This window comes from Phenylobacterium sp. Root1290, assembly GCF_001425305.1.
In the GTDB taxonomy this organism is placed as follows: Bacteria; Pseudomonadota; Alphaproteobacteria; order Caulobacterales; family Caulobacteraceae; genus Phenylobacterium.
Window position 1 is genome coordinate 709,532 of sequence record NZ_LMEE01000002.1, and the last position, 20,131, is coordinate 729,662.

At 68.4% G+C, this 20,131-nt stretch carries 23 protein-coding genes; 12 read left to right on the forward strand and 11 right to left on the reverse strand.

Going from position 1 to position 20,131, the window contains the following annotated elements; translation table 11 throughout:
• Window positions 1-94 precede the first annotated feature (94 nt).
• Entirely contained in the window at window positions 95-916 is an 822-nt protein-coding gene (locus ASC79_RS12940; RefSeq protein WP_056016886.1) for an ABC transporter permease, read from the reverse strand.
• A gap of 250 nt (window positions 917-1,166) precedes the next feature.
• Here ASC79_RS12940 and ASC79_RS12945 point away from each other — a divergent pair, with 250 nt between their 5' ends.
• The 4 genes from ASC79_RS12945 (at window position 1,167) to ASC79_RS12960 (ending at window position 4,339) form a co-directional block, all read left to right on the forward strand.
• Complete coding sequence (locus ASC79_RS12945; protein ID WP_056016889.1) at window positions 1,167-1,679, forward strand: GcrA family cell cycle regulator; 513 nt, start codon at window positions 1,167-1,169, stop codon at window positions 1,677-1,679.
• Window positions 1,680-1,776: 97 nt separating this feature from the next.
• Window positions 1,777-3,231 (forward strand): exodeoxyribonuclease VII large subunit, encoded by a 1,455-nt coding sequence (gene xseA / locus ASC79_RS12950; protein WP_056016892.1) that lies wholly within the window; start codon window positions 1,777-1,779, stop codon window positions 3,229-3,231.
• Window positions 3,232-3,282: 51 nt separating this feature from the next.
• Window positions 3,283-3,501, forward strand: a complete 219-nt coding sequence (locus tag ASC79_RS12955; RefSeq protein ID WP_056016895.1) for a DUF2093 domain-containing protein — start codon at window positions 3,283-3,285, stop codon at window positions 3,499-3,501.
• A 97-nt stretch (window positions 3,502-3,598) separates the two neighbouring features.
• The gene (locus ASC79_RS12960; protein ID WP_082532096.1) at window positions 3,599-4,339 is read left to right on the forward strand and encodes a M23 family metallopeptidase; all 741 of its coding nucleotides are present in this window, start codon (window positions 3,599-3,601) and stop codon (window positions 4,337-4,339) included.
• A 9-nt stretch (window positions 4,340-4,348) separates the two neighbouring features.
• Here the strand turns inward: ASC79_RS12960 and ASC79_RS12965 are convergent, their stop codons facing one another.
• On the reverse strand, window positions 4,349-5,263 hold the full coding sequence (locus ASC79_RS12965) for a lysophospholipid acyltransferase family protein (protein ID WP_056016901.1): 915 nt from the start codon (window positions 5,261-5,263) through the stop codon (window positions 4,349-4,351).
• A gap of 126 nt (window positions 5,264-5,389) precedes the next feature.
• Between ASC79_RS12965 and ASC79_RS12970 the strand changes: the two genes are divergently transcribed.
• Complete coding sequence (locus ASC79_RS12970; RefSeq protein WP_056016904.1) at window positions 5,390-5,791, forward strand: helix-turn-helix domain-containing protein; 402 nt, start codon at window positions 5,390-5,392, stop codon at window positions 5,789-5,791.
• Window positions 5,792-5,866: 75 nt separating this feature from the next.
• Window positions 5,867-6,682 carry a histidinol-phosphatase gene (hisN, locus tag ASC79_RS12975; protein WP_056016908.1) on the forward strand — a complete coding sequence of 272 codons (816 nt, stop codon included), beginning with the start codon at window positions 5,867-5,869 and terminating at the stop codon, window positions 6,680-6,682.
• Here hisN and ASC79_RS12985 read toward each other — a convergent pair whose 3' ends face one another.
• The 3 genes from ASC79_RS12985 to ASC79_RS12995 all read right to left on the reverse strand — a co-directional run bounded on the left by ASC79_RS12985 (window position 6,683) and on the right by ASC79_RS12995 (window position 9,000).
• Entirely contained in the window at window positions 6,683-8,140 is a 1,458-nt protein-coding gene (locus ASC79_RS12985) for an alpha/beta fold hydrolase (RefSeq protein WP_200937185.1), read from the reverse strand.
• A 2-nt stretch (window positions 8,141-8,142) separates the two neighbouring features.
• A complete protein-coding gene (locus ASC79_RS12990; protein WP_056016914.1) occupies window positions 8,143-8,454 on the reverse strand; it encodes an SCP2 sterol-binding domain-containing protein in 312 nt (103 codons plus the stop codon).
• Window positions 8,455-8,553: 99 nt separating this feature from the next.
• Entirely contained in the window at window positions 8,554-9,000 is a 447-nt protein-coding gene (locus ASC79_RS12995) for a DUF3617 family protein (protein WP_056016917.1), read from the reverse strand.
• 158 nt (window positions 9,001-9,158) lie between these two features.
• On the opposite strand from ASC79_RS12995, the gene ASC79_RS13000 reads away from it, so the two are divergent.
• The gene (locus ASC79_RS13000; protein ID WP_056016920.1) at window positions 9,159-9,770 is read left to right on the forward strand and encodes an MSMEG_1061 family FMN-dependent PPOX-type flavoprotein; all 612 of its coding nucleotides are present in this window, start codon (window positions 9,159-9,161) and stop codon (window positions 9,768-9,770) included.
• On the opposite strand, the gene ASC79_RS13005 is transcribed toward ASC79_RS13000, so the two are convergent.
• Both ASC79_RS13005 and ASC79_RS13010 read right to left on the reverse strand, forming a co-directional pair.
• Window positions 9,767-10,660: a class I SAM-dependent methyltransferase gene (locus ASC79_RS13005; RefSeq protein WP_056016923.1), complete on the reverse strand. Its 894-nt coding sequence runs from the start codon at window positions 10,658-10,660 to the stop codon at window positions 9,767-9,769. The genes ASC79_RS13000 and ASC79_RS13005 overlap by 4 nt on opposite strands.
• 67 nt (window positions 10,661-10,727) lie before the next feature.
• Window positions 10,728-11,576, reverse strand: a complete 849-nt coding sequence (locus ASC79_RS13010; protein ID WP_369817259.1) for a class I SAM-dependent methyltransferase — start codon at window positions 11,574-11,576, stop codon at window positions 10,728-10,730.
• A 255-nt stretch (window positions 11,577-11,831) separates the two neighbouring features.
• Between ASC79_RS13010 and ASC79_RS13015 the strand changes: the two genes are divergently transcribed.
• On the forward strand, window positions 11,832-12,287 hold the full coding sequence (locus ASC79_RS13015) for an Hsp20 family protein (protein ID WP_056016925.1): 456 nt from the start codon (window positions 11,832-11,834) through the stop codon (window positions 12,285-12,287).
• 118 nt (window positions 12,288-12,405) lie between these two features.
• On the opposite strand, the gene ASC79_RS13020 is transcribed toward ASC79_RS13015, so the two are convergent.
• The 4 genes from ASC79_RS13020 to gpmA form a co-directional block, all read right to left on the reverse strand.
• Complete coding sequence (locus tag ASC79_RS13020) at window positions 12,406-13,173, reverse strand: crotonase/enoyl-CoA hydratase family protein (RefSeq protein ID WP_056016928.1); 768 nt, start codon at window positions 13,171-13,173, stop codon at window positions 12,406-12,408.
• A gap of 62 nt (window positions 13,174-13,235) precedes the next feature.
• The gene (locus ASC79_RS13025) at window positions 13,236-14,495 is read right to left on the reverse strand and encodes a pentapeptide repeat-containing protein (RefSeq protein ID WP_056016931.1); all 1,260 of its coding nucleotides are present in this window, start codon (window positions 14,493-14,495) and stop codon (window positions 13,236-13,238) included.
• Window positions 14,496-14,575: 80 nt separating this feature from the next.
• Complete coding sequence (locus ASC79_RS13030; RefSeq protein ID WP_235528652.1) at window positions 14,576-15,019, reverse strand: deaminase; 444 nt, start codon at window positions 15,017-15,019, stop codon at window positions 14,576-14,578.
• Window positions 15,016-15,729: a 2,3-diphosphoglycerate-dependent phosphoglycerate mutase gene (gene gpmA, locus ASC79_RS13035; RefSeq protein WP_056016934.1), complete on the reverse strand. Its 714-nt coding sequence runs from the start codon at window positions 15,727-15,729 to the stop codon at window positions 15,016-15,018. The genes ASC79_RS13030 and gpmA overlap by 4 nt, the downstream gene beginning before the upstream one ends.
• A 102-nt stretch (window positions 15,730-15,831) precedes the next feature.
• On the opposite strand from gpmA, the gene ASC79_RS13040 reads away from it, so the two are divergent.
• The 4 genes from ASC79_RS13040 (at window position 15,832) to ASC79_RS13055 (ending at window position 20,075) form a co-directional block, all read left to right on the forward strand.
• Window positions 15,832-16,077, forward strand: coding sequence for a hypothetical protein (locus ASC79_RS13040; protein ID WP_056016937.1), 246 nt, complete (start codon window positions 15,832-15,834; stop codon window positions 16,075-16,077).
• A 14-nt stretch (window positions 16,078-16,091) separates the two neighbouring features.
• Window positions 16,092-17,054: an SIS domain-containing protein gene (locus ASC79_RS13045; RefSeq protein ID WP_056017961.1), complete on the forward strand. Its 963-nt coding sequence runs from the start codon at window positions 16,092-16,094 to the stop codon at window positions 17,052-17,054.
• A gap of 93 nt (window positions 17,055-17,147) precedes the next feature.
• Entirely contained in the window at window positions 17,148-18,647 is a 1,500-nt protein-coding gene (locus ASC79_RS13050) for a phosphomannomutase/phosphoglucomutase (protein WP_056016940.1), read from the forward strand.
• A gap of 123 nt (window positions 18,648-18,770) precedes the next feature.
• On the forward strand, window positions 18,771-20,075 hold the full coding sequence (locus ASC79_RS13055; RefSeq protein ID WP_056016943.1) for a UDP-glucose/GDP-mannose dehydrogenase family protein: 1,305 nt from the start codon (window positions 18,771-18,773) through the stop codon (window positions 20,073-20,075).
• The last annotated feature ends 56 nt before the right edge of the window (window positions 20,076-20,131 follow it).

Consider the following 20,131-nt stretch of genomic DNA (forward strand, 5'->3'; position numbering starts at 1 on the left):
GATGATAGTTCGTATTACATCAATATAGATGGTGCAACACGAAAAAGCCCTCCCGGGCGGGGAGGGCTTTTGGAGCGCGGCGCTGGCCGGCGGCTCAGGTCTTCAGCTTGTAGCCGGTCTCGAACATCCAGAGGCACATGAACGCGAAGGCTGCGACCAGGCCAGCCGTCATGCCCATGCCCGCCAGCAGCGACCCCTCCGCGTGGCCGATGAAGCCATAGCGGAAGCCGTCGATCAGATAGAAGAACGGGTTGTAGTGGCTGGCGGTGCGGAACGGCTCGGGCAGTCGGTCGACCAGGTAGAAGGTCCCCGATAGGAAGGTCAGGGGCATGATGATGAAGTTGGTCACCACGGCCATGTGGTCGAATTTCTCGGCCCAAAGCCCAGCCATGATGCCCAGCATGCCGAGGATCAACGCCGCGCTGATCCCGAAGTAGAGCACGGCCCAGAGGTGGGTGATCGGCAATGCGGCGAAGGGCAGGATCGCCGCATACGTGACCGCGCCAACCACCACGCCGCGCGTCGCCGCGCCCAGCGCGAAGGCCAGCACCTGCTCGACCGGGGTCAGCGGCGGGGTCATGAAGTCGCCGACCAGGCCGTTGAACTTGGCCTGCAGCAACGACGAGGACGAGTTGGCGAAGGCGTTGTTGAGGATCTGCATCATGATCAGGCCCGGCGCCACGAACACCGCGAAGGGCGTGCCGTGGATCGGCGGGGCCGCGCCCTGCACGGCCACGACAAAGACCATCATGTAGAGCAGCGCCGTGACCACCGGAGCGGCCAGGGTCTGCATCCCGACCTTCCAGAAGCGTCGGACCTCGCGGGTATAGAGGGTTCCGAACCCCGCCCAGTTGAACCCGTGATAGTTCCGGGGCTGCGGGGGAATGACGGTGTCGGCGGCTGGCATGTCCTTCATGGCCCAGGATGTGCGCCCGCTTTTCCCAGATCGCAAGCGCGCGTCACAGCGCCGCCTGAGAGGCGAACCCTGTGGACAGAATCAACATCTAGTTTCTGTGGACGAAGCGAAGGGCGCCTATTGTGGCCATTAATGGATCGGTTACGATATCTAGTAGTTGATGGCGGTCAGATCTCGGACTGCCACAAGATGTAGATCCCAGCCACCCGCGGGGGCGGCGCTGGGGGCGTGCAAGCGGGTGGAGCCAGACATGGGTTGGACTGACGAACGCGTCGAGAGCCTGAAGAAGCTCTGGCAAGACGGCCTCTCGGCCAGCCAGATCGCAAAACAATTGGGCGGGGTGACCCGCAACGCCGTTATCGGCAAGGTCCATCGCCTGGGCCTGTCGGGACGCGCGGCTCCGTCGAAGCCGGCGCGCCCGGCCTTCAAGCCGCCGCGTCCGGCCCGTCCGGCCGCGGCGGCTCCGGCCGCGCCGCGCCGGATCGCCGAACCGACCGCCGTCGCTGCGGCGCCGACCCCGGCCCCGTCGCCGGTGCGCTACATCGACGAAGCGCCGGGCACGGCCACCGTGCTGACCCTGGGCGCGCACATGTGCAAGTGGCCGATCGGCGATCCGTCGAGCGACAGCTTCACCTTCTGCGGCCGCCGCCAGGACGATGGTCCGTACTGCATGGAGCACGCTCGCGTGGCCTACCAGCCGGTGCAGACCAAGAAGCGCGGCGGCGCCAACGAACTGGCCCGCTCGCTGCGCCGGTACATCTAATCCGGGGGGATGGGTTCGGGACGCGTCCGATGATGGCTAGCCGCCGTCGGGCGCGCCCGAACTTCTTTTTGGCGACGCTCGCCGCTATGTCTGCCCCATGACCGACGTCGCGCCCGACACCGACAGCAACGCCAAGGCCTATTCGGTCTCGGAACTGGCTTTCGCGCTGAAGCGCACGCTCGAGGACGCTTACGGCTTCGTCCGCCTGCGCGGCGAGTTGTCGAAGGTCACCCACCACTCCAACGGCCACGTCTACCTGACCATCAAGGACGAGCGCGCCGCCATCGACGGCGTGGTCTGGAAAGGTTCGGTCAAGAACCTGTCGATCCGTCCCCAGCAGGGGATGGAGGTCGTGGTGACCGGCAAGATCACCACCTACCCGGCGGGCTCGCGCTACCAGATGGTCATCGAGACCATGGAGGCGGCGGGAGTCGGCGCGCTGCTGGCCCAGCTGGAACGCCTGAAGGCCAAGCTGCATGGCGAGGGCCTGTTCGATCAGGCCCGCAAGCAGCCCCTGCCGACCATGCCCGCCGTGGTCGGGGTGATCACCAGCCCGACCGGCGCGGTGATCCGCGACATCCTGCACCGCATCCGCGACCGCTGGCCCTGTCGCGTGATCGTCTGGCCCGTGGTCGTCCAGGGAGACGCCGCAGCCGGGCAGGTCGCCAACGCCATCGCCCGCTTCAACGCCATGCCGGCCGACGGTCCCGTGCCGCGCCCGGACATCCTGATCGTCGCGCGGGGCGGCGGCTCGGTGGAAGACCTCTGGGCCTTCAACGACGAGAACCTGGCCCGGACAGTCGCGGCCGGGACCATCCCGCTGATCTCCGCCGTCGGGCACGAGACCGACACCACCCTGATCGACTTCGTTTCCGACCGCCGTGCGCCGACCCCGACCGCTGCGGCGGAAATGGCGACCCCCGTGCTGGCCGAATTGAAGGCCTATATCGGCGATCTGTCGGCCCGGCTGCATCGCTGCGGCGGCCGCACGGTGGAGGACCGTCGCGGCCGGGTCGAGCACGCCGGCAGAGCGCTGGCGCGCGTTCCCGACCTGGTCGAGATGGCCGCCCAGCGCTTCAACCTGGCCTCCAGCCGGCTGGGCGCGGGACTGTCGCGCAACGTCGCGGCGCACCACACCGACCTGGTCCGGGTCTCGTCGCGCCTGTCGCCGAGCCTGTTGCTGCGCCCGCAGCAGGTTCACGCCGACAGGCTGTCGCGGCTCGTGCTGCGCCTGAAGCCGGCGATGGATCGGGGCCTGGACCGCACCGCCGAGCGGCTGGGCAGCCTCTCCAAGCTCTACGCGTCCGTCGATCCCAGCGCCCCGCTGAAGCGCGGCTTCGCGCGCGTTCACAGGACCGACGGCTCGCTGGTGCGCGAAGGCGCATCGCTGGCCAGCGGCGAAGGCGTACGCCTGGTGTTCGCCGATCAGAGCCGCGAGGCGACGATCGACGGCGCGCCCAGCGCGGCGCCCACGCCCACGCCGGCGGCCGCGCCGAAACCGGCCAAGGCGCCGAAGCCGGCCCCGCCGTCCAACCAGGGCGACCTGTTCTGAACTGGCAGGGCGCCCTGTTCTCGCCGCTTCCGGCGCGCTAGATAGAAATCCATGAACGCCTACGACCGCGACCTCACCGGCTCCGACCTCGCCTCGCTGCACTATGGCGACGGGGAATTCGTCGTGCTCAAGCCGGGACGCTACGTGATCTGCGCCGTTTCCAAGGTGAAGATCCCGGTGGAGGCCCTGCGCTACTGGAACCCAGCCCTCCAGGAAGCCTACGCCACACCGGTCGAAGCGCTGGCGCGGTGGAAGGAAATGCATCCCTGACGATGCGCTGAACCGCCGGAGGGCGGTTCTCGGGCTGGCCTCCGCCGCACTCGCCGCCGCGCCCGCCCGGGCCGCGGACCTGGCGCTGACCGGCCGCATGCAGCAAAGCGGGTTCGCGATCGGACGCACGGCGCCGCGCGCCAAGGTCTATCTCGACCAGCAGATGGTCACCCGCGCCTCGGACGACGGGTTCTTCTATCTCGGCTTCGACCGGGACGCCGGGCCTCGCGCCCTGGTGCGCATCGATGGCCGCGGCCCCGACGTCTCGCGTACGCTGCAAATCGACCCCGCCGAATACGACGTCCAGCGCATCAAGGGCCTGCGCCGTGTCTATCAGGGCCAAGCCAGCCCCGAACTCGAGGCCCGCATCGCCGATGAGAGCCGCCGCAAGGCCGCGGCGTTCGCCAGCGTGGCCGAACGCGACGACTTCAGGGGCGGCTTCTCGGCCCCATTGCGGGACTTTCGCGTCACCGCGCGGTTCGGCGGCCAGCGGATCATCGACGGGCGGCCGCGACCGCCCCACTACGGAATCGATCTGGCGGCGCCGCGCGGCACGCCCGTCAACGCGCCGGCCGGCGGACTGGTGGTGCTGGCCGATCCTGGGATGCTGTTCGAGGGCGGGCTGGTCATGGTCGATCATGGCCAGGGCCTGGTCTCGGCCTACCTGCATCTCAGCAGCGTGGACGTCTCGGCCGGCCAGTCGCTCGCCCGTGGCCAGCGCATCGGCGCCGTCGGCGCCACCGGCCGGGCCACCGGGCCGCATCTCTGCTGGCGGCTGAAGTGGCGCGGGCGGAACATGAACCCGCTGCTGATGGTCGGCTTGCCTGGGCCCGCCTAGCACAAGGGCCTAGCGGGCGCGCCGATAGGTCTCGTTCGGCCAGCGCTTGTGGGTCCAGAACCACTCGGCCGGGCGCTCGCGCACCCAGGTCTCGATCATGGCGTTGATCTTGCGGACCCCCGCCTCGATGTCGGACGCGGTATTGCCGGTGTGCTCAAGATGGATCGGATCGTGCACCACGACACGGAAGCGGGCCTTGTGTCCCCGCTGCACCGACATCGGCTGGAGCACGGTGTTGAACCGCAACGCCAGCCGCGAAGGTCCCGGCGCAGTGTGGCAGGTGACGCCGAAGAACGGCGCGGCGACGCCGCCATTGAACTTCTGGTCGTTCATCAGCGCGACCGAGTCGCCCCGACCGAGCGCCGCCAGCAGTTCGCGTGCGCCATCCCCGCCCTTGGGCGCGAAGTAGCGGACCCCATAGCGGAAGCGATAGTCGCGGACCCGCTTCTCGACGTGCGGATTGTTCATCGCCCGATAGGTGATCTGGCAGTTCACCGGCGAATTGACGATGGCGGCCGGCATCACCTCGAAGTTCGCGAAGTGACCGGAGACGAAGACCACCGGCTCCTGGTTCGCGGCGATCTCGTCGAAACGCTGGGCGTTGACGATCTCCACCCGGCCCGGCGCGCCGATGATGCGGTCCATGATCAGCAGTTCGAGGAAGGTGCGCCCGGTGTTGTCCCACTGCGCCTGCAGCAGATCGGCGATCTCGCGGTCCGAGGCCTGCGGGAAAGCGATGCGCAGGTTGGTCTCGGCCACCTTCTGCGCGCTTGTCAGAGGCCCGACCGTCTTGAAGAACCAGGCGCCGAAATCAGACACGAAGTCGACCGGCAGTATACGCGCGAACGCGATCACCACGTCGAAGGCCAGCGCCTCCAACCGCCACAAAAGATCCTGCGCCACCGGGGCCTTAGCCTGCGTCATGCCCTCTACTAGTCGCGTCGTTCCCTGTCGCGCAACGCGAACAGCGCTCGCTTGGCGCGCGACTTGCGAAATTCAGCCCAAGCCGTCTCGCTTTGGGACGGGCGTCAAGCAGAGGGACCGGGGGCGATGGAGCCTATGGGCAGCAATATCGACGTTCACCTGGGCAAGCGGCTGCGCCGTCGGCGCCGGCTGCTGGGCCTGACCCAACAGCAACTGGCCGGCGCCTGCGGCGTGCGGTTCCAGCAGATCCAGAAGTACGAGTGCGGCGCCAACCGCATTTCGGCGGCGCGCCTGTGGCAGCTGTCCGAAGCCCTGGAGGTGCCGGTCGGCTACTTCTACGACGGCCTGGCCGACGCGGCGCAGCGTGAACAGGCGCTGGGCGAGGGGCCTGGCGAAGCCGGCGGCGAAGTCCTGGGCAGCAAGGAAACCCTGGACCTGATCCGCGCCTATTATCAGCTCGGCGAGCGTCCGCGCCGCCGCCTGCTTGACCTCGCCAAGTCGCTGAACGGCGAACACGAGGCTGCCTGACGTCTGCTTGCGCCCGACCCCGCGCTTTCCTCAGGGGGATTTCGCGGACGCCGGCGGCGAGGTAAAGCGGGATCCATGCCCGCCCTCCCCGCCGGCCGTCTGGCCGAACTCGACGCCTTCCTGATCGAACTCAACGCCGCCTCGGCGCAGGTGATCCTGCCGCTGTTCCGCGCCGACCACGGCCTGGAGGACAAGGGCGGAGTCCGCGGCTTCGATCCCGTCACCGCCGCCGACAAAGGCGCGGAGGCGGCCCTCCGCGAGCTGATCGCCGCGCGCTATCCCGAGCATGGCGTGATCGGCGAGGAATATGGCGAGGATCGCCCCGACGCCGAGTTCGTCTGGGTGCTGGATCCCGTCGACGGCACCCGCGCCTTCATCGCCGGATTGCCGCTGTGGACCACGCTGATCGGCCTGCGCCACCAGGGGCGGCCGGTCCTGGGCTCCATTGGACAACCCTATCTGGACGAGGTCTACATCGGTCATGCCGGCGGCTCGCGACTGGTCGCCCGTGGCCAGGCCACGCCGCTGAAGGTCCGCCCCTGTCCCAAGCTGACCGACGCGGTCATCGCCACCACCGACCCTGAGGCCTGTTTCGACGGCGCCGAACTGGGCGCCTGGACCCAGGTGCGCGCGGCCGCCCGCCTGGCGCGGCTGGGCTGCGACGCCTACGCCTACGCCATGGTGGCGATGGGCAAGATGGACATGGTCATCGAGGCGGGACTGAAGTCCTGGGACATCGAGTCCGCCATCCCCCTCATTGAGGGCGCAGGCGGTCTGGTCACCAACTGGCGCGGCCAGCCGGTGGGCCAGAACGGCGGCCAGATCGCCATCGCCGGCGACCGGGCCTGCCTGGAAGAGGCCCTGGTCGCGCTGAAGCGATCGGCGAAATAGCTACTTCTTCGCCGGCGCCTTCTTGGCGGCCGGTTTCGCAGCCGGTTTCGCGGCGGCCTTGGCGGGAGCCGCCTTCGCCGGTGTAGCCTTCGCCGGTGTAGCCTTCGCCGGTGTAGCCTTGGCGGCAGCCGCCTTCGGCGCGGCGGGCTTCTTGGCGGCGGCAGGCTTGGGCGAGGCCTTCGGGGCCGCGGCGGCCTTGGGAGCGGCGGCCTTCGCCGGCGGCTTCGCAGCAGCGGGCTTGGCGGCGGCAGGCTTGGCCGCCTTGGCGGCGGGCGCGGCCTTCGGCGCAGCCTTGGCGGCTGGAGCCTTCGGCTTGGCGGCGGGCTTGGCTTCGGCCTTCGGCTTGGGCGCAGCCTTGGGCTTGGCGGCCGGCTTCGGCGCGGGGGGCTTCACCTCGGCCACGACCGGTTCGGGCGCCGGCTTGGGTTCTACGGCGGGCGCGGGCGCGGGAGCAGGAGCGGCGGCGACCACCGGCTGGGGAGCCGGTTCCGCAGGCTTGGCCGCAGGAGCGGCCGGCGCAGGCGCCGACTTGCCCAGCAAGGCGTCCAACGCACGCAGGAAGATGTTCCGCATTGTGTCCGTCTCCATCAGGATTTCGTGGTAGGCGCCGGCCACGCTGATGAACTCGCCCTGGGGCAGGTTTCTGGCGGCCGCACGCTGCGCATTGTTGTCGACGAGCCGATCCTGTTCAGCCGACACGATGACGACTGGAATCGTGACGCTTTTCAAGTTCTCGGGGCGGGACAGGTAGCCCGTGGCCTTCAGCGCGAAGTCGATCCAGCCCCAGGTCGGACCGCCGAGATCCAGCTTCGGCTCGGCCAGGACCTGGGCCCTGGCGCGCTCGTAGCGCGCGCGGTCGTGCGTAAGGACGTTGGTCTCGAAGGTTTCGGCCGGGCCGCTGGGCCGCGCCATGGCGCCGCCGCGGCCCAGCAGGACGTTGAGGCCCGCCATGACCCGCGCAGCCGTCGGCGACGTCTTGCCAAGCTGCAGGCCGAGCATCGGTGCGCAGAGGGCCGCCCCCTGGAAGCGGGCCGCTTCGCCGCGGGCCAGCGCCAGCAGCGTCAGGCAGCCGCCCATGGAGTGGCCGATCGCGAACCAGGGCTTGGGCAGCCGCGCCTCGTAGGCGCTCAGCAGGGCGCGATAGTCGGTCAGAAAGGCGTCGTAGCCGCGCGCGTGGCCGGCAAGCCGGTCGGCGAGCTCGCGATGCGACAGGCCCTGCCCGCGCCAGTCGTGCGCCAGGACGACGTAGCCGCGCGCGGTCAGGTCCTCGATGACCTCGAAATACTTCTCGATCGGCTCGGTGCGGCCGCCGCTGAGCACGATGGAGCCGCGCACCTGGCCGCGGGCTGGAAACAGCGCGGCGCGCAGCTTGGCCTTTCCCGCGCCCTCGAACCACGCCGCCTCGCCTCCGGCGGGAACCGGCGCGCTGGGCGTGGAGATCAGGGGCGCGGCCGACATGCTCATCCCAGCTTGGAGAACAGGGCCTGCATCTGCGGCTGCAACGACATGGCCATGCCCATGTCGGAGACCTTCAGGCGGCCGGTGATCACGGCAGTCATGGGGTTGAGTTCACCCGCCCCCAGCGCCTTCAGGTCCTTGCGGCTGATGGAGATGGTCAGGTCGGCGGGCTTGTCGTCGTTGGTCACCGCCGCCCCGTCGATGTGGATGAAGCCCTCGCCCCGCAGATCGACCTTGAACGTCTTGCCGAGGCCGGAATCCTCGCCCACAGCTGCAGCCACGCGCTCGGTCAGTTCTTCCAGGGTCGTCGTCATGGGCGCCGTCTCACATCGTCGTGAGGGGCAGCTTCGCCTCAAGCGCGAGCCAAGTAAACGGTTCAGCTAGGGATTTCGTCGCAGGCGTGGTTAAGCGCCTTATCCCTCGGCAGGCGCCGCCGCCGGACAGGTCTCGCTGATGCGCTTGGCCGTCGTGATGGCGTTGGCGCTCAGCGGCACACCGGCATAGGTGGTGCTGATCTTGGCGTTCATCATGAAGGTCGTGGGCGAGTAGGTCCCCGTCGCCTCGATGGCCGCCTTGCTGCCGTTCTTGGTGGCGCAGGCGCCCTTCAGCCGGATCTTGCCGTCCTTGAACACGCGGGTGGGATAGTCGCACTTGTAGTGGCGATTGGACGGCCCCATCACGAACTTCGACACCTCGGACGGGGTGATGCAGCGCCGCTCGGTCTTGGTCTGGCTGACGATCGCGGAGACCTTGTTCGTCACGTCCCAGTATCCAGGCAAGATGGTTTGCTCCTGCGCAGCGGCGGGAGCGGCCAGCAGCAGGCCGGCAGGGATCAGGGCGAGCAGGGCTTTACGGAGCATATCTTGCCTTTAGCGCATCAGGTTCGCGGCAAGCTAGCCGCATGCAGGTGACTGCATGCTGACAGGACCGGGCGCGACATCGTTCATCTTGGGATGACAGCGCGCCGGTTCAAGCGCATGTTTGCGAACAACTCTCAACAAGAACGGGGAGCAGAGGCATGAAGACTCTCGATCTCGCGGGCATCGACGAGCTGTATCGTCCGCCCGGCAAGCTGGTGCTCGACAAGGTGCTGGATCATGTCGAGAAGCACGGCCGCGCCTTCATCGGCCTCTCGCCGTTCTGCGTCGTCAGCTCGGCCGGCTCTGACGGCGCGATCGACGTCTCGCCCCGCGGCGGCGAACCAGGCTTCGTGCACGTCAGCGAGGACGGCAAGACGCTCTACCTGCCCGACCGGCCAGGGAACAACCGGCTCGACACCATCCGCAACCTGCTGTCTGGCCCCGGCCGCATCGGGCTGATGTTCATGATCCCCGGCTTCGACGACGTCCTGCGGGTCAACGGCAGCGCAACGGCCTCCGCCGACCCGGAGTTGCTCGCCAAATTCGTCGAGTTCGGCAAGACGCCGCGGCTGGTCGTGATGGTCGCCGTGGAAGAGGCCTTCCTGCATTGCCCCAAGGCGATCATGCGGGCGCGGCTATGGGAAGCCGAGGCGCAGGTCGAGCGCACCGCCCTGCCCTCCGGCGCGGAGATGATCTTCGACCAGCTCGACATGGGAAAGGTGCCCGTGCCGGACGAGCAGATCATCGCCAGCTACAAGGAGCAGCTCTAGCTGGCGGGCTTGACCAGCCGCAGGGTCATCCGGTCGCTCTCGCCGATGGCGTCGTAGGGCGCGCGGTCGAAATTCGGATCAGCCGGCTCGCCGCGCGGCGCGGTCAGCCGTACAGGCGGCAGGGTCCAGACCCCGAAGGGGTGGTCGCGCGTGTCGGATGCGTTGGCGTTGATCTCGCTGGTCTTGTCGAGGACGAAGCCGGCTTCCTGCGCCAAACGGACGACATAGGCTTCCTGCACGTAGCCGTCGGCGGCCAGTACGTCCTGCACTCCGCCGGGCGCGGCGCGGTGCTCCTCGATCCCCAGCACGCCGCCGGGCTTTAGGGCCGCGAACGCGTCCCGGAACGCCTTTTCGGCGATGCCGGCGGCCATCCAGTTGTGCAGGTTGCGGAGGAACAGCACCAGGTCGGCGCCGCCGGCCGGCGCCACGGGTCCGCTGGTCGGCCCGAAGGCGGTGATCTCGACGTCGCCGTAGATCTTCGGCTTGGCCTTCAAGCGAGCGCGGTAGGCCTCGACGATCTCGGTCGACGCCGGGTCGGCCGGCTCCAGGTTCGCCGCGATCAGCTTGCCTTTGTTGGCGGCCAGATAGGGCGCCAGGATGTCGGTGTACCAGCCGGCGCCGGGCCAGAATTCGACCACGGTCTGACCGGGCTTGAGGCCCCAGAATTCAAGTGTCTCGACCGGATGGCGCCAGGGATCGCGCGCCTTGTCGGCGGCGGGCCGCCACTCACCGGCGACGGCGTCCTGCAGCGTCATGTTCCGTGCGGCCTTGGCCGCTGGCGGCTTCGGCTCCGCCTCGCCCTTCCTGCCACAGGCCGCCAGCGCCAGAGCGCCGATCAAGGCGCCGCGACGCGAGAAGGAAGCCGCCGAAGTCGGAAGAACACGCCGCATGAAAATCTCGAAGTCACCACCGTCCCGAGCGGCTTACCTGACCCGGGACGATGGTCAAAGCGTGGCCCTACTGTTTCACGAACCGCAGGGTCATTCGGTCGCTCTCGCCGATGGCGTCGTACTTGGCGCGATCGAAGCTCGGATCAGGCTTGTCGGCGGCCGGCGAGCGGCGAACCGGTGGCAGGGTCCAGACGCCGAACGGATGGTCCTTGGTGTCCTTGGCGTTGGCGTTGATCTCGGACTTGGCGGCCAGCTTGAAGCCGGCCTTCTCGGCCGCGGCGATCACGAAGTCGGTCGCGACATAGCCATCGGACGCGCCAGGAACCTGGGCGCGGGTGGGGTCGGAGCGGTGCTCCTCGACCGCAAGCACGCCGCCGGGCTTCAGCACGTCGTGGAAGTCCTTGAACACCTTGTCGAGCATGCCCGGCTGGCCCATCCAGTTGTGGACGTTGCGAGCGGTGATGACGACGTCGGCCGAGCCGGCCGCGCCGAGCGGGCCCGACGCAGGACCAAAGCCGACATAGGTGATGGGGCCGAACTTGGCCTGGTCGGCGTACTTGGCCTCGAAGTCGGCGCGGCCCTTGCGGGCGCCGTCCGACAGCTTGGGGTTCGCCAGGTCGGCGACGCCGGCGACATAGGTCCCGCCGGTGGCCTTGGCGTAGGGCGCGAGGATCTCGGTCCAATAGCCGGAGCCGGGCGAGATCTCGATGACCGTCGCCTTCGGCTTCACGCCCCAGAATTCGAGGCTCTCATAGGGATGGCGCGCGGGATCGCGGGCGACGTGGGCGGCGCTGCGCTGCGGCCCGGCGATGGCGGCCTTCAAAGCTGCATCCTCGGCCGAGGCGATAGCGGGCTGGGCGAGAACGGCGACCGCCGCGGCGGTGGCGAGCGCGAACATTCGGGGGGACATCTGCATCGAGCCTTCTGGTTGTTTCCTGGACGCGGCGGAGCCTAGAGACGCGCGCAGCGCTGGCAAGCCGACTTCAGCACTACCTGGCGAACCTTCGCAAAATTGTTGCTCCGGGCAGGTCTTGAACGGGGGAAATCGCCTCCCACCTAGACAATCGAAGGCGCTGGGCATCCGGGCCTTCCGGACACAAGGCGAGGCCGATCTTGGCTCGCACGCGGTCCGACCCACGCAACCTTGCTTAAGCCAAGAAGGTACTTTCACATGCGTACGATCGACTTCTCCCCCCTCTATCGCTCTGTCGTCGGGTTTGACCGCCTGGCCTCGCTGCTGGAAACCGCCAGCGTCGACGCCGCGGCCGGCTATCCGCCCTACAACATCGAGCGCACCGACGAGAACGCCTACCGCGTCGAGATCGCGGTCGCCGGCTTTCGTCCGGAAGAACTCAACATCGAGGTCAAGGAAAACCTCCTGACCGTCCAGGGCCGCAAGGCCGCCAACGACGACCAGCGCCAGTTCCTCCACCGCGGCCTGGCCGAGCGCAATTTCGAGCGCCGGTTCCAGCTTGCCGACTATGTGGTGGTGACCGAGGCCAAACTCGCCGACGGCCTGCTCTCCATCTCGCTGAAGCGTGAGCTGCCCGAGGCTCTGAAGCCCCGCACGATCGAGATCTCCACCTCGACGCCGGCCAACCTGATCGAAGGCGAGAAAGCCGCCTAACCTCCCCCCTGAGGCGGCATCTAGCCCTCCGGGGCGGCGCAGCGACCTGCGCCGCCCCACTTCCCCTCCCAGACTTCGCAGGGCGGCTCCGAAAGGCGCCGCCCTTCTTCTTGGCCGCTTAGAACGCCCCGTGACGCCCCTCGCCCGAAGCGAAGCGCCCCGCACCCTCCCGCGCTTCGCCGCTGGCGAGCGTCGCCCGTCCCAACTCGACTTCGAAGCGGGTCGCGCTCTCCCAGTCCATCGACCACTGCGCGATCGCCGAGGCGCGGTCGTTGCGCAGGCAGGCTTGAGGAAAGGCGCTGATCTGGGCGGCCAGATCCAGGGCGACCGCCAGGGCCTCGCCATTGGGCGCCAGCCGGTTGGCTAGGCCGATCTCAAAAGCCTCCTGCGCGCTGACCGGCCGTCCGGTCAGGATCAGGTCCATCGCCCGCGAATGGCCGATCAGCCTGGGCAGGCGCACGGTGCCAAGATCGATCAACGGCACGCCAAACCGGCGGCAGAACACCCCGAACACGGCGTCCTGCGCCGCGACCCGCAGATCGCACCAGGCGGCGACTTCGAGACCGCCCGCGACGGCGTGACCCTCGACCGCCGCGATGACCGGCTTGGAGAGCGCCAGGCGAGTGCAGCCCATTGGGCCAAGATCGCCGCCGACATGAACCGGGTTTCCACGCCCCTCGCTGACGCCCTTCAGATCGGCGCCCGCACAGAAGGCCCCGCCCCTGCCTTGCAGCACGGCGACGTCCAGGCTGGCGTCGGCGTCGAAAGCCTTGAACGCGTCATAGAGCGCCTGGGCCGTGGCCCCGTCGACGGCGTTGCGGCGCTCGGGCCGCTCAATGGTGATGATGGCGGTCCGCTCGCGGACCTCGACGCTGACGGTTTGCATGATCGCCGCCTCCTTGCCTGGAGGCGACGATAGCGCGTTGCCCGAGCGTCAGCCCAAGGGCCTCAGATCACGTCTTCGAGGCCGCGCGCGCCCCACCTTTGGGCGTTGGTGAGATTGGCGGTCCGGACCATCGCGCTCGTGAAGTTGGCGCGGCTGAGGTCGGCGTCGACAAAGATCGCATGCCGGCAGTCGGCCCGCGCCAGGTCGGCGTTCTTCAACGTCGCCCCGGTCAGGTTGCACGGCAAGGTGCGGTCCGCGCCCAGCAGCAACGGCCCCATCTGGGCGTCGCGCAGGTCCGCGCCGGAGAGCTTGGCCCCGATCAGGCGGGCGCCGCGGAGGTCGGCGCGGCGGAGGTTGCAGTTGCGCAGGTCGGCGCCGTCGAGCTGGGCGCCCTGAAGCTGCACGCCCTCCATGTCGAGGCCGTAGAACACCGCGCCCTTGGCCGACAGCGCGGTCAGGTTGAAGCCGCGGATCGTCTCCAGCGCTCGCAGGTCGGCGTTGTCAAAGACGCTGGGTGTCCCCTCGGCGCCGCCGGTCTCGCACCACTTGGCGTGATCGCGGATCATGGTCTTGTAGGGCAGGTCCTGCACCGACTTGCCGACTGGGTCGTCGGTCAGCACGCCGCGCATGTCGGCCTGGGAGACGTTCCAGGCGAAGGTCTTCGCGCCGACCAGAATGACGTCGCGCATGTCCGCGCCAGCCAGGTCCGCGCCCGAAAGGTCGCAGCCCGCCATGTTGGCGCCCGACATGTTGGCTTGCTTGAGGTTGGCGCGCACCAGCTTGGCGTCCTTGAGGATCGCGTCGCTGAAATCGGCCTTGATCGCCATGACGCCCGACAGGCGCGAGCGCTCGAGGTTGGCGCCGGCCAGGATCGCCCCGGACGCCTCGCCCACGCGGTTGATGTGCTCCAGCACGCGCAGGCCCTTGTCGCGGTCGCCGACCGCGATCGAGCCCTCGCGCAGGTCGGCCTCGAACATGTCGGCGCCGGTCAGGTTGGCGCCGCGCAGGCACGCGCCGCGCAGGTCGGCCCGGCGCAGCGAGGCGTCGGTCATGTTGGCGTTCTGGAGGTCGGCGCCGAACAGGTTGGCGTGGTCGAGACGAACGCCCTGCATCTGGCAATCGGAGAGCACCGCGCCGGTCAGGTCGGCGTCGCAGAGGTTCTTGCCGCGCAGATCGAGGCCCGAGAGATCCTTCCAGGCGAACACAGCTCGCGCGCCGCCCGGCTTCGAGGTCCAGAGACGGTCATGTTTGGCGCAGACGGCGTCGAGCTCATGCTGATCGAGCCTGCGCAACTCCTGGGCGGGAGCGCTCTGGGCGGACATCGGAAACCCCACTGACTTTCAGCCACGATACTAGGCGCGCGTAATTAACACGCTCTTTCCGCAGCTTAGCTTGACCGTGGTTAATTTGCGGGGGGAACGTAGGTTTCGTAGAGGCCGGCGGCCTCGTCGGCGAGCACGCCAAGGCGTACTGGCACGCCGGCCGCGGCCAGCCGCTCGGCGCCCTGGCCGGACGCGTAGGGCGAGGCGTCCTCGCAGGCGACGACCACTTCGGAGACGCCGGCGCTCGCCAGCCGCTGGGAGCAGGATGCGGCGCCGGAGGAGCGGGCGCCGCACGGCTCGAGCGTCACATAGGCGATCGCGCCGCGCGCACGTTCGCCAGCAATTTCAATAGCCTGCTCTTCGGCATGCGGGCGCCCGCCCTTGCCGGTCACGCCCTCGCCGACAACCACGCCGTCCTTGACCAGCACGCAGCCGACGCTGGGGTTTTCCCCCGTCAGCCCGACATGGGTCCGCGCCAGGACGATGGCGCGGCGCATGTGCTGGAGGTCGGCGTCGGTGGTCATGCCGTCGGCGGCAGGGCCGTCGCGCGGGCTTCGTCGAGATAGCGCGCGGAGACCGGCTTAAGGTTAGCGTCGAGCTCGATCAGCAGAGGATTTCCAGTGGGAATTTCAACGCCGATGACGCCCTCGTCGGACAGGCCGAACAGCAGCTTCACAATCGCGCGTAGAGAGTTGCCGTGCGCCGCAACCAGCAGGGTCTCCCCGGCCTTCAGGTGCGGCGCGATCTCAGCGTCCCAATAGGGCTGCACGCGGTCGAGGGTGGTCTTCAGGCTCTCGGTGTCGGGCAGGACGGCGCCGGCGTAGCGGCGATCCTTGGCGAAATCGAACTCGCCGCCGGGGGCCAGCGGCGGCGGCGGCACATCATAGGAGCGGCGCCACACCTTGACCTGGTCGTCACCGTGCTTGGCGGCGGTCTCAGTCTTGTTGAGGCCGGTGAGGCCGCCGTAATGGCGCTCGTTCAGCCGCCAGTCCTTGGTCTCCGGCACGAACACCTGGCCGGCGGCGGTCAGCGCCAGCCAGAGGGTGCGGATGGCGCGGGTCAGGACGGAGGTGTAGGCGCGGTCGATCTGCAGGCCGGCGGCCTTGATCAGCTCACCGCCCTTTTTGGCCTGGGCCTCGCCCTCGGCGGTCAGGTCGACGTCCACCCAGCCGGTGAATCGGTCCTCGAGGTTCCATTGGCTCTGGCCGTGGCGAAGAAGGATCAAGGTGGGCAAGGGGCTATGCTCCGTCTGCTGGATGCTTGCGGGCTAAGGCCCGGGGCGCCAAGCGTCAAGGTCCGCTGGCCCCTGAGGGCGGCGCTGGCTATATGAGCGTGCATGTCCGATCGCCTGTTCTTCCCCCTCGCCGCGATCCTGGCGCTGGCCATGGTGGCGCTGGCCGCTGTCTGGCCTCAGGGCCTGGGCGCCCGTTCGCCGGGGCCGTTCGGCCACACGCCGGTCCAGCAGACCGCCGAAGCCAAGGCCGCCATGAAGCGCGAGACCGAAGCCTCCGAGCAACGGCTGAAGGCCGCGCGCGAGGCCGTCGCCGACATCCAGGCCCAGAAGCTCAGCCCAACCCAATGACGGACCCCGCCCAGATGACCAAGTTCGACGCCGTCGCCGTGGGCCGCCGGGTGCTGACCGCCGAAGCCGACGCCCTGCGACTGCAGGCCGACACCCTGGGCGAAGCCTTCGAGAAGGCGGTGGACCTGCTCCACGCCGCCAAGGGCCGGGTGATCTGCACCGGCATCGGCAAGTCGGGCCACGTGGCCAAGAAGATCGCCGCCACCTTCGCCTCCACCGGCGCGCCGGCCTTCTTCGTCCACGCCAACGAGGCCAGCCACGGCGACCTGGGCATGATCGCCGAGGGCGACGTCATCCTGGCGCTGTCCAAGTCCGGCCAGAACCAGGAACTGGCCGACGTCATCGCCTATTCGCGGCGCTTCCACATTCCGCTGATCGCGCTCACCGCCTTCGCCGACAGCCCCCTGGGCCAGGCCGCCGACGTGGCGTTGCTGCTGGCCGACACCACCGAGGTCACCTCCGAGGTCAAGGCGCCGACCACCTCGACCACCCTGCAGATCGCCCTGGGCGACGCCCTGGCGGTGTCGCTGCTGGAGCGGCGCGGCTTCAGCGCCAAGGACTTCAAGATCTTCCACCCGGGCGGCAAGCTGGGCGCCATGCTGCGGACGGTCGGCGACCTGATGCACGGCAAGGCCGAACTGCCGCTGGTCCGCGAGGACACGCCGATGTCCGAAGCGCTGCTGGTGATGACGGAGAAGGCCTTCGGCATCGTCGGGGTGACCGACGCTGGCGGCGCGCTGAAGGGCGTCATCACCGACGGCGACCTGCGTCGCCATCTCGACGGCCTGCTGACCCACACCGCGGGCGACGTCATGACCGCCGGACCCAAGAAGACCGCGCCGCCGCAGATGCTGGCCGCCGAGGCCCTGGCCCTGATGAGCGACCCGCTGCCGATGGTCACGGTGCTGTTCGTGGTCGAGAACGGCCGTCCGGTGGGCATTCTGCGCGTTCACGACCTGGTTCGCGCCGGGGTCTGACGATCGTCACGAAACGGACGGCCAAGGTTCGCGTTCGCATGGTCTTAAGGTCTACGGGCCTTAAAGAGCCACGACAGAGATAACGGAGTTACGATGCTGCCCGTCCCGCGCGCCGATCTCATCCCCAATACCTTCGAGTACGAAGTCACGCCGCTGGTCAAGGCGACGGGCTTCCGCGAATACGACGCGCGCTGGCTGTTCGGGCCGGATATCAACCTGCTGGGCATCGAGGCGCTGGGTCTCGGTCTCGGGACCTACATCCAGGAACTGGGTCAGACGAAGATCGTCGTCGGCCACGACTATCGATCCTACTCGCTGTCGATCAAACAGGCCCTGACCGTCGGCCTCGTCGCGGCGGGCTGCGAAGTGGTCGACATCGGCCTGGCCCTGTCGCCGGTCGCCTACTACGCGCAGTTCGCCCTCGACGCGCCGTGCGTCGCCATGGTCACCGCCAGCCACAACGAGAACGGCTGGACGGGCGTGAAGATGGGCGCCCAGCGGCCGCTGACCTTCGGTCCGGTCGAGATGGGCCGGCTGAAGGAAATCGTGCTGGGCGGCGAGAGCAAGACGAAGGCCGGCGGATCGCTGACCCACGTCCAGGGCTTCGCCGAGACCTACATCGCCGACGTCTCCAGCCGCGCGGCGATCAAGCGCCCGCTGAAAGTGGTCTGCGCCTGCGGCAACGGCACGGCCGGCGCCTTCGCCCCCGAGGCCTTGCGCCGCATGGGCGTCGAGGTGGTCGAGATGGACTGCGACCTCGACTGGAACTTCCCGCGCTACAATCCCAATCCCGAAGACCACGAGATGCTCATGGAGATGGCCAAGGCCGTCCGCGAGCACGGCGCGGATCTGGCGCTCGGCTTCGACGGCGACGGCGACCGCTGCGGGGTGGTGGACGACACCGGCGAGGAGATCTTCGCCGACAAGATCGGTCTGATGCTGGCCCGCGACCTCTCGGCTTTGCACAAGAACGCGACCTTCGTGGTCGATGTGAAGTCGACCGGCCTCTTCGCCACCGACCCTGTGCTGGCGGCCAACGGCGCCAAGACGGTCTACTGGAAGACCGGGCACAGCTACATCAAGCGCAAGACCGCTGAGCTCGGCGCCCTGGCCGGCTTCGAGAAGAGCGGCCACTTCTTCTTCAACGCCCCGCTGGGCAACGGCTACGACTGCGGCCTGACCGCCGCCGCCGCGATCCTCGCCATGCTGGATCGGAATCCCGGCAAGAAGCTCTCGGAGCTGAAGGCCGCCCTGCCCGTCGCCTGGACCTCGCTGACCATGTCGCCGCATTGCGCCGACGAGGAAAAATACGGCGTCGTCGATGACGTGGTGGCCGAATACGAAGCGCTGGCCGCATCCGGCGGCACGATCCTTGGCCGCAAGATCGTCGAGGTGATCACCGTCAACGGCGTGCGCGTCGCACTCGAAGACGGATCCTGGGTTCTGGTCCGGGCTTCGTCGAACAAGCCGGAGATCGTGGTCGTGGTGGAGAGCACCCAGTCGGAGGACGACATGCGCGCCCTCTTCCGGCAGGAGGTGAAGCCTCGCCTGGCCAAGCGTCCGCAAATCGGCGCCTACAATCAGGAAGTCTAGCCGCGTCTGGCGCGCAGCTTGCTTGCTCGGAATAGCAGTGTTCCGTTCTGGATCGACGTACGATTGCGAGTGCGCTCTCGGCGTGGTGAAAGGCGGAAAGGGAACGGATCTTAGGGATAACCCATGCACGTCACGATGATCGGCACCGGCTATGTGGGCCTGGTGAGCGGGGCCTGTTTCGCCGATTTCGGTCACACCGTGACCTGCGTCGACAAGGACGCTGGCAAGATCGAGCGCCTGCGCGCCGGCGGCATCCCCATCTATGAGCCCGGCCTGGACGTGCTGGTCGCCCAGAACGTCAAGGCCGGCCGCCTGTTCTTCGACACCGAAGCGGCCGAGGCCGTGAAGAAGGCCGACGCGGTGTTCATCGCCGTCGGCACCCCCTCGCGTCGAGGCGACGGCCACGCCGACCTTTCCTACGTCTACGCCGCCGCCGAAGAGATCGCCGGCCTGCTGGACGGCTTCACCGTCATCGTCACCAAGTCGACCGTGCCGGTCGGCACCGGCGACGAGATCGAGCGCATCGTGAAGGCCAAGCGGCCCGACGCGCAGTTCGCGGTGGTCTCTAACCCTGAATTCCTGCGCGAAGGCGCGGCGATCGAGGACTTCAAACGTCCCGACCGCGTCGTCGTCGGCATGGAGGACGAACGCGCCCGTCCGGTGATGACCGAGCTCTATCGGCCGCTGTTCCTCAACGAGACGCCGATCCTGTTCACCGGCCGCCGCACCAGCGAGCTGATCAAGTATGCGGCCAACGCGTTCCTGGCCATGAAGATCACCTTCATCAACGAGATGGCCGATCTCTGCGAAGCGGTGGGCGCCGACGTCCAGCATGTCGCGCGCGGCATCGGCCTCGACAAGCGGATCGGCGGCAAGTTCCTGCATGCGGGCCCGGGCTATGGCGGCTCCTGCTTCCCGAAGGACACCCTGGCCCTGGTGCGCACCGCGAGCGACGCCGGCGCGCCGACGCGGCTGATCGAGGCCACGGTCGCGGTGAACGACGCGCGCAAGAAGGCGATGGCGACGAAGGTCGCCGACACCATGGCCGGCGACCTGGCTGGCAAGACCGTCGGCGTGCTTGGCCTGACCTTCAAGCCCAACACCGACGACATGCGCGATGCGCCCAGCCTGGACATCATTCCGGCGCTGCAGGCCATGGGCGCCAAGGTTCAGGCCTTCGATCCGGAAGGCGCGCATGAGGCCCAGCACATGCTGCCGGGCGTCGAGTTCAAGGCTGACTCCTATGGGGCCGCGGCGGACGCCGACGCCCTGGTCATCATCACCGAATGGGACCAGTTCCGCGCGCTGGACCTGGACCGCGTGAAGGACGTCATGAAGACGCCGGTCCTGATCGACCTGCGCAACATCTATCGCGCCGACGACGTGCGCGGGCGAGGCATCAAATACGCCTCGATCGGCCGCGCCTGATCGCGCAGCCTATGATTTGATTGAGAAAAGGCGGCGCTTATCCAGCGCCGCCTTTT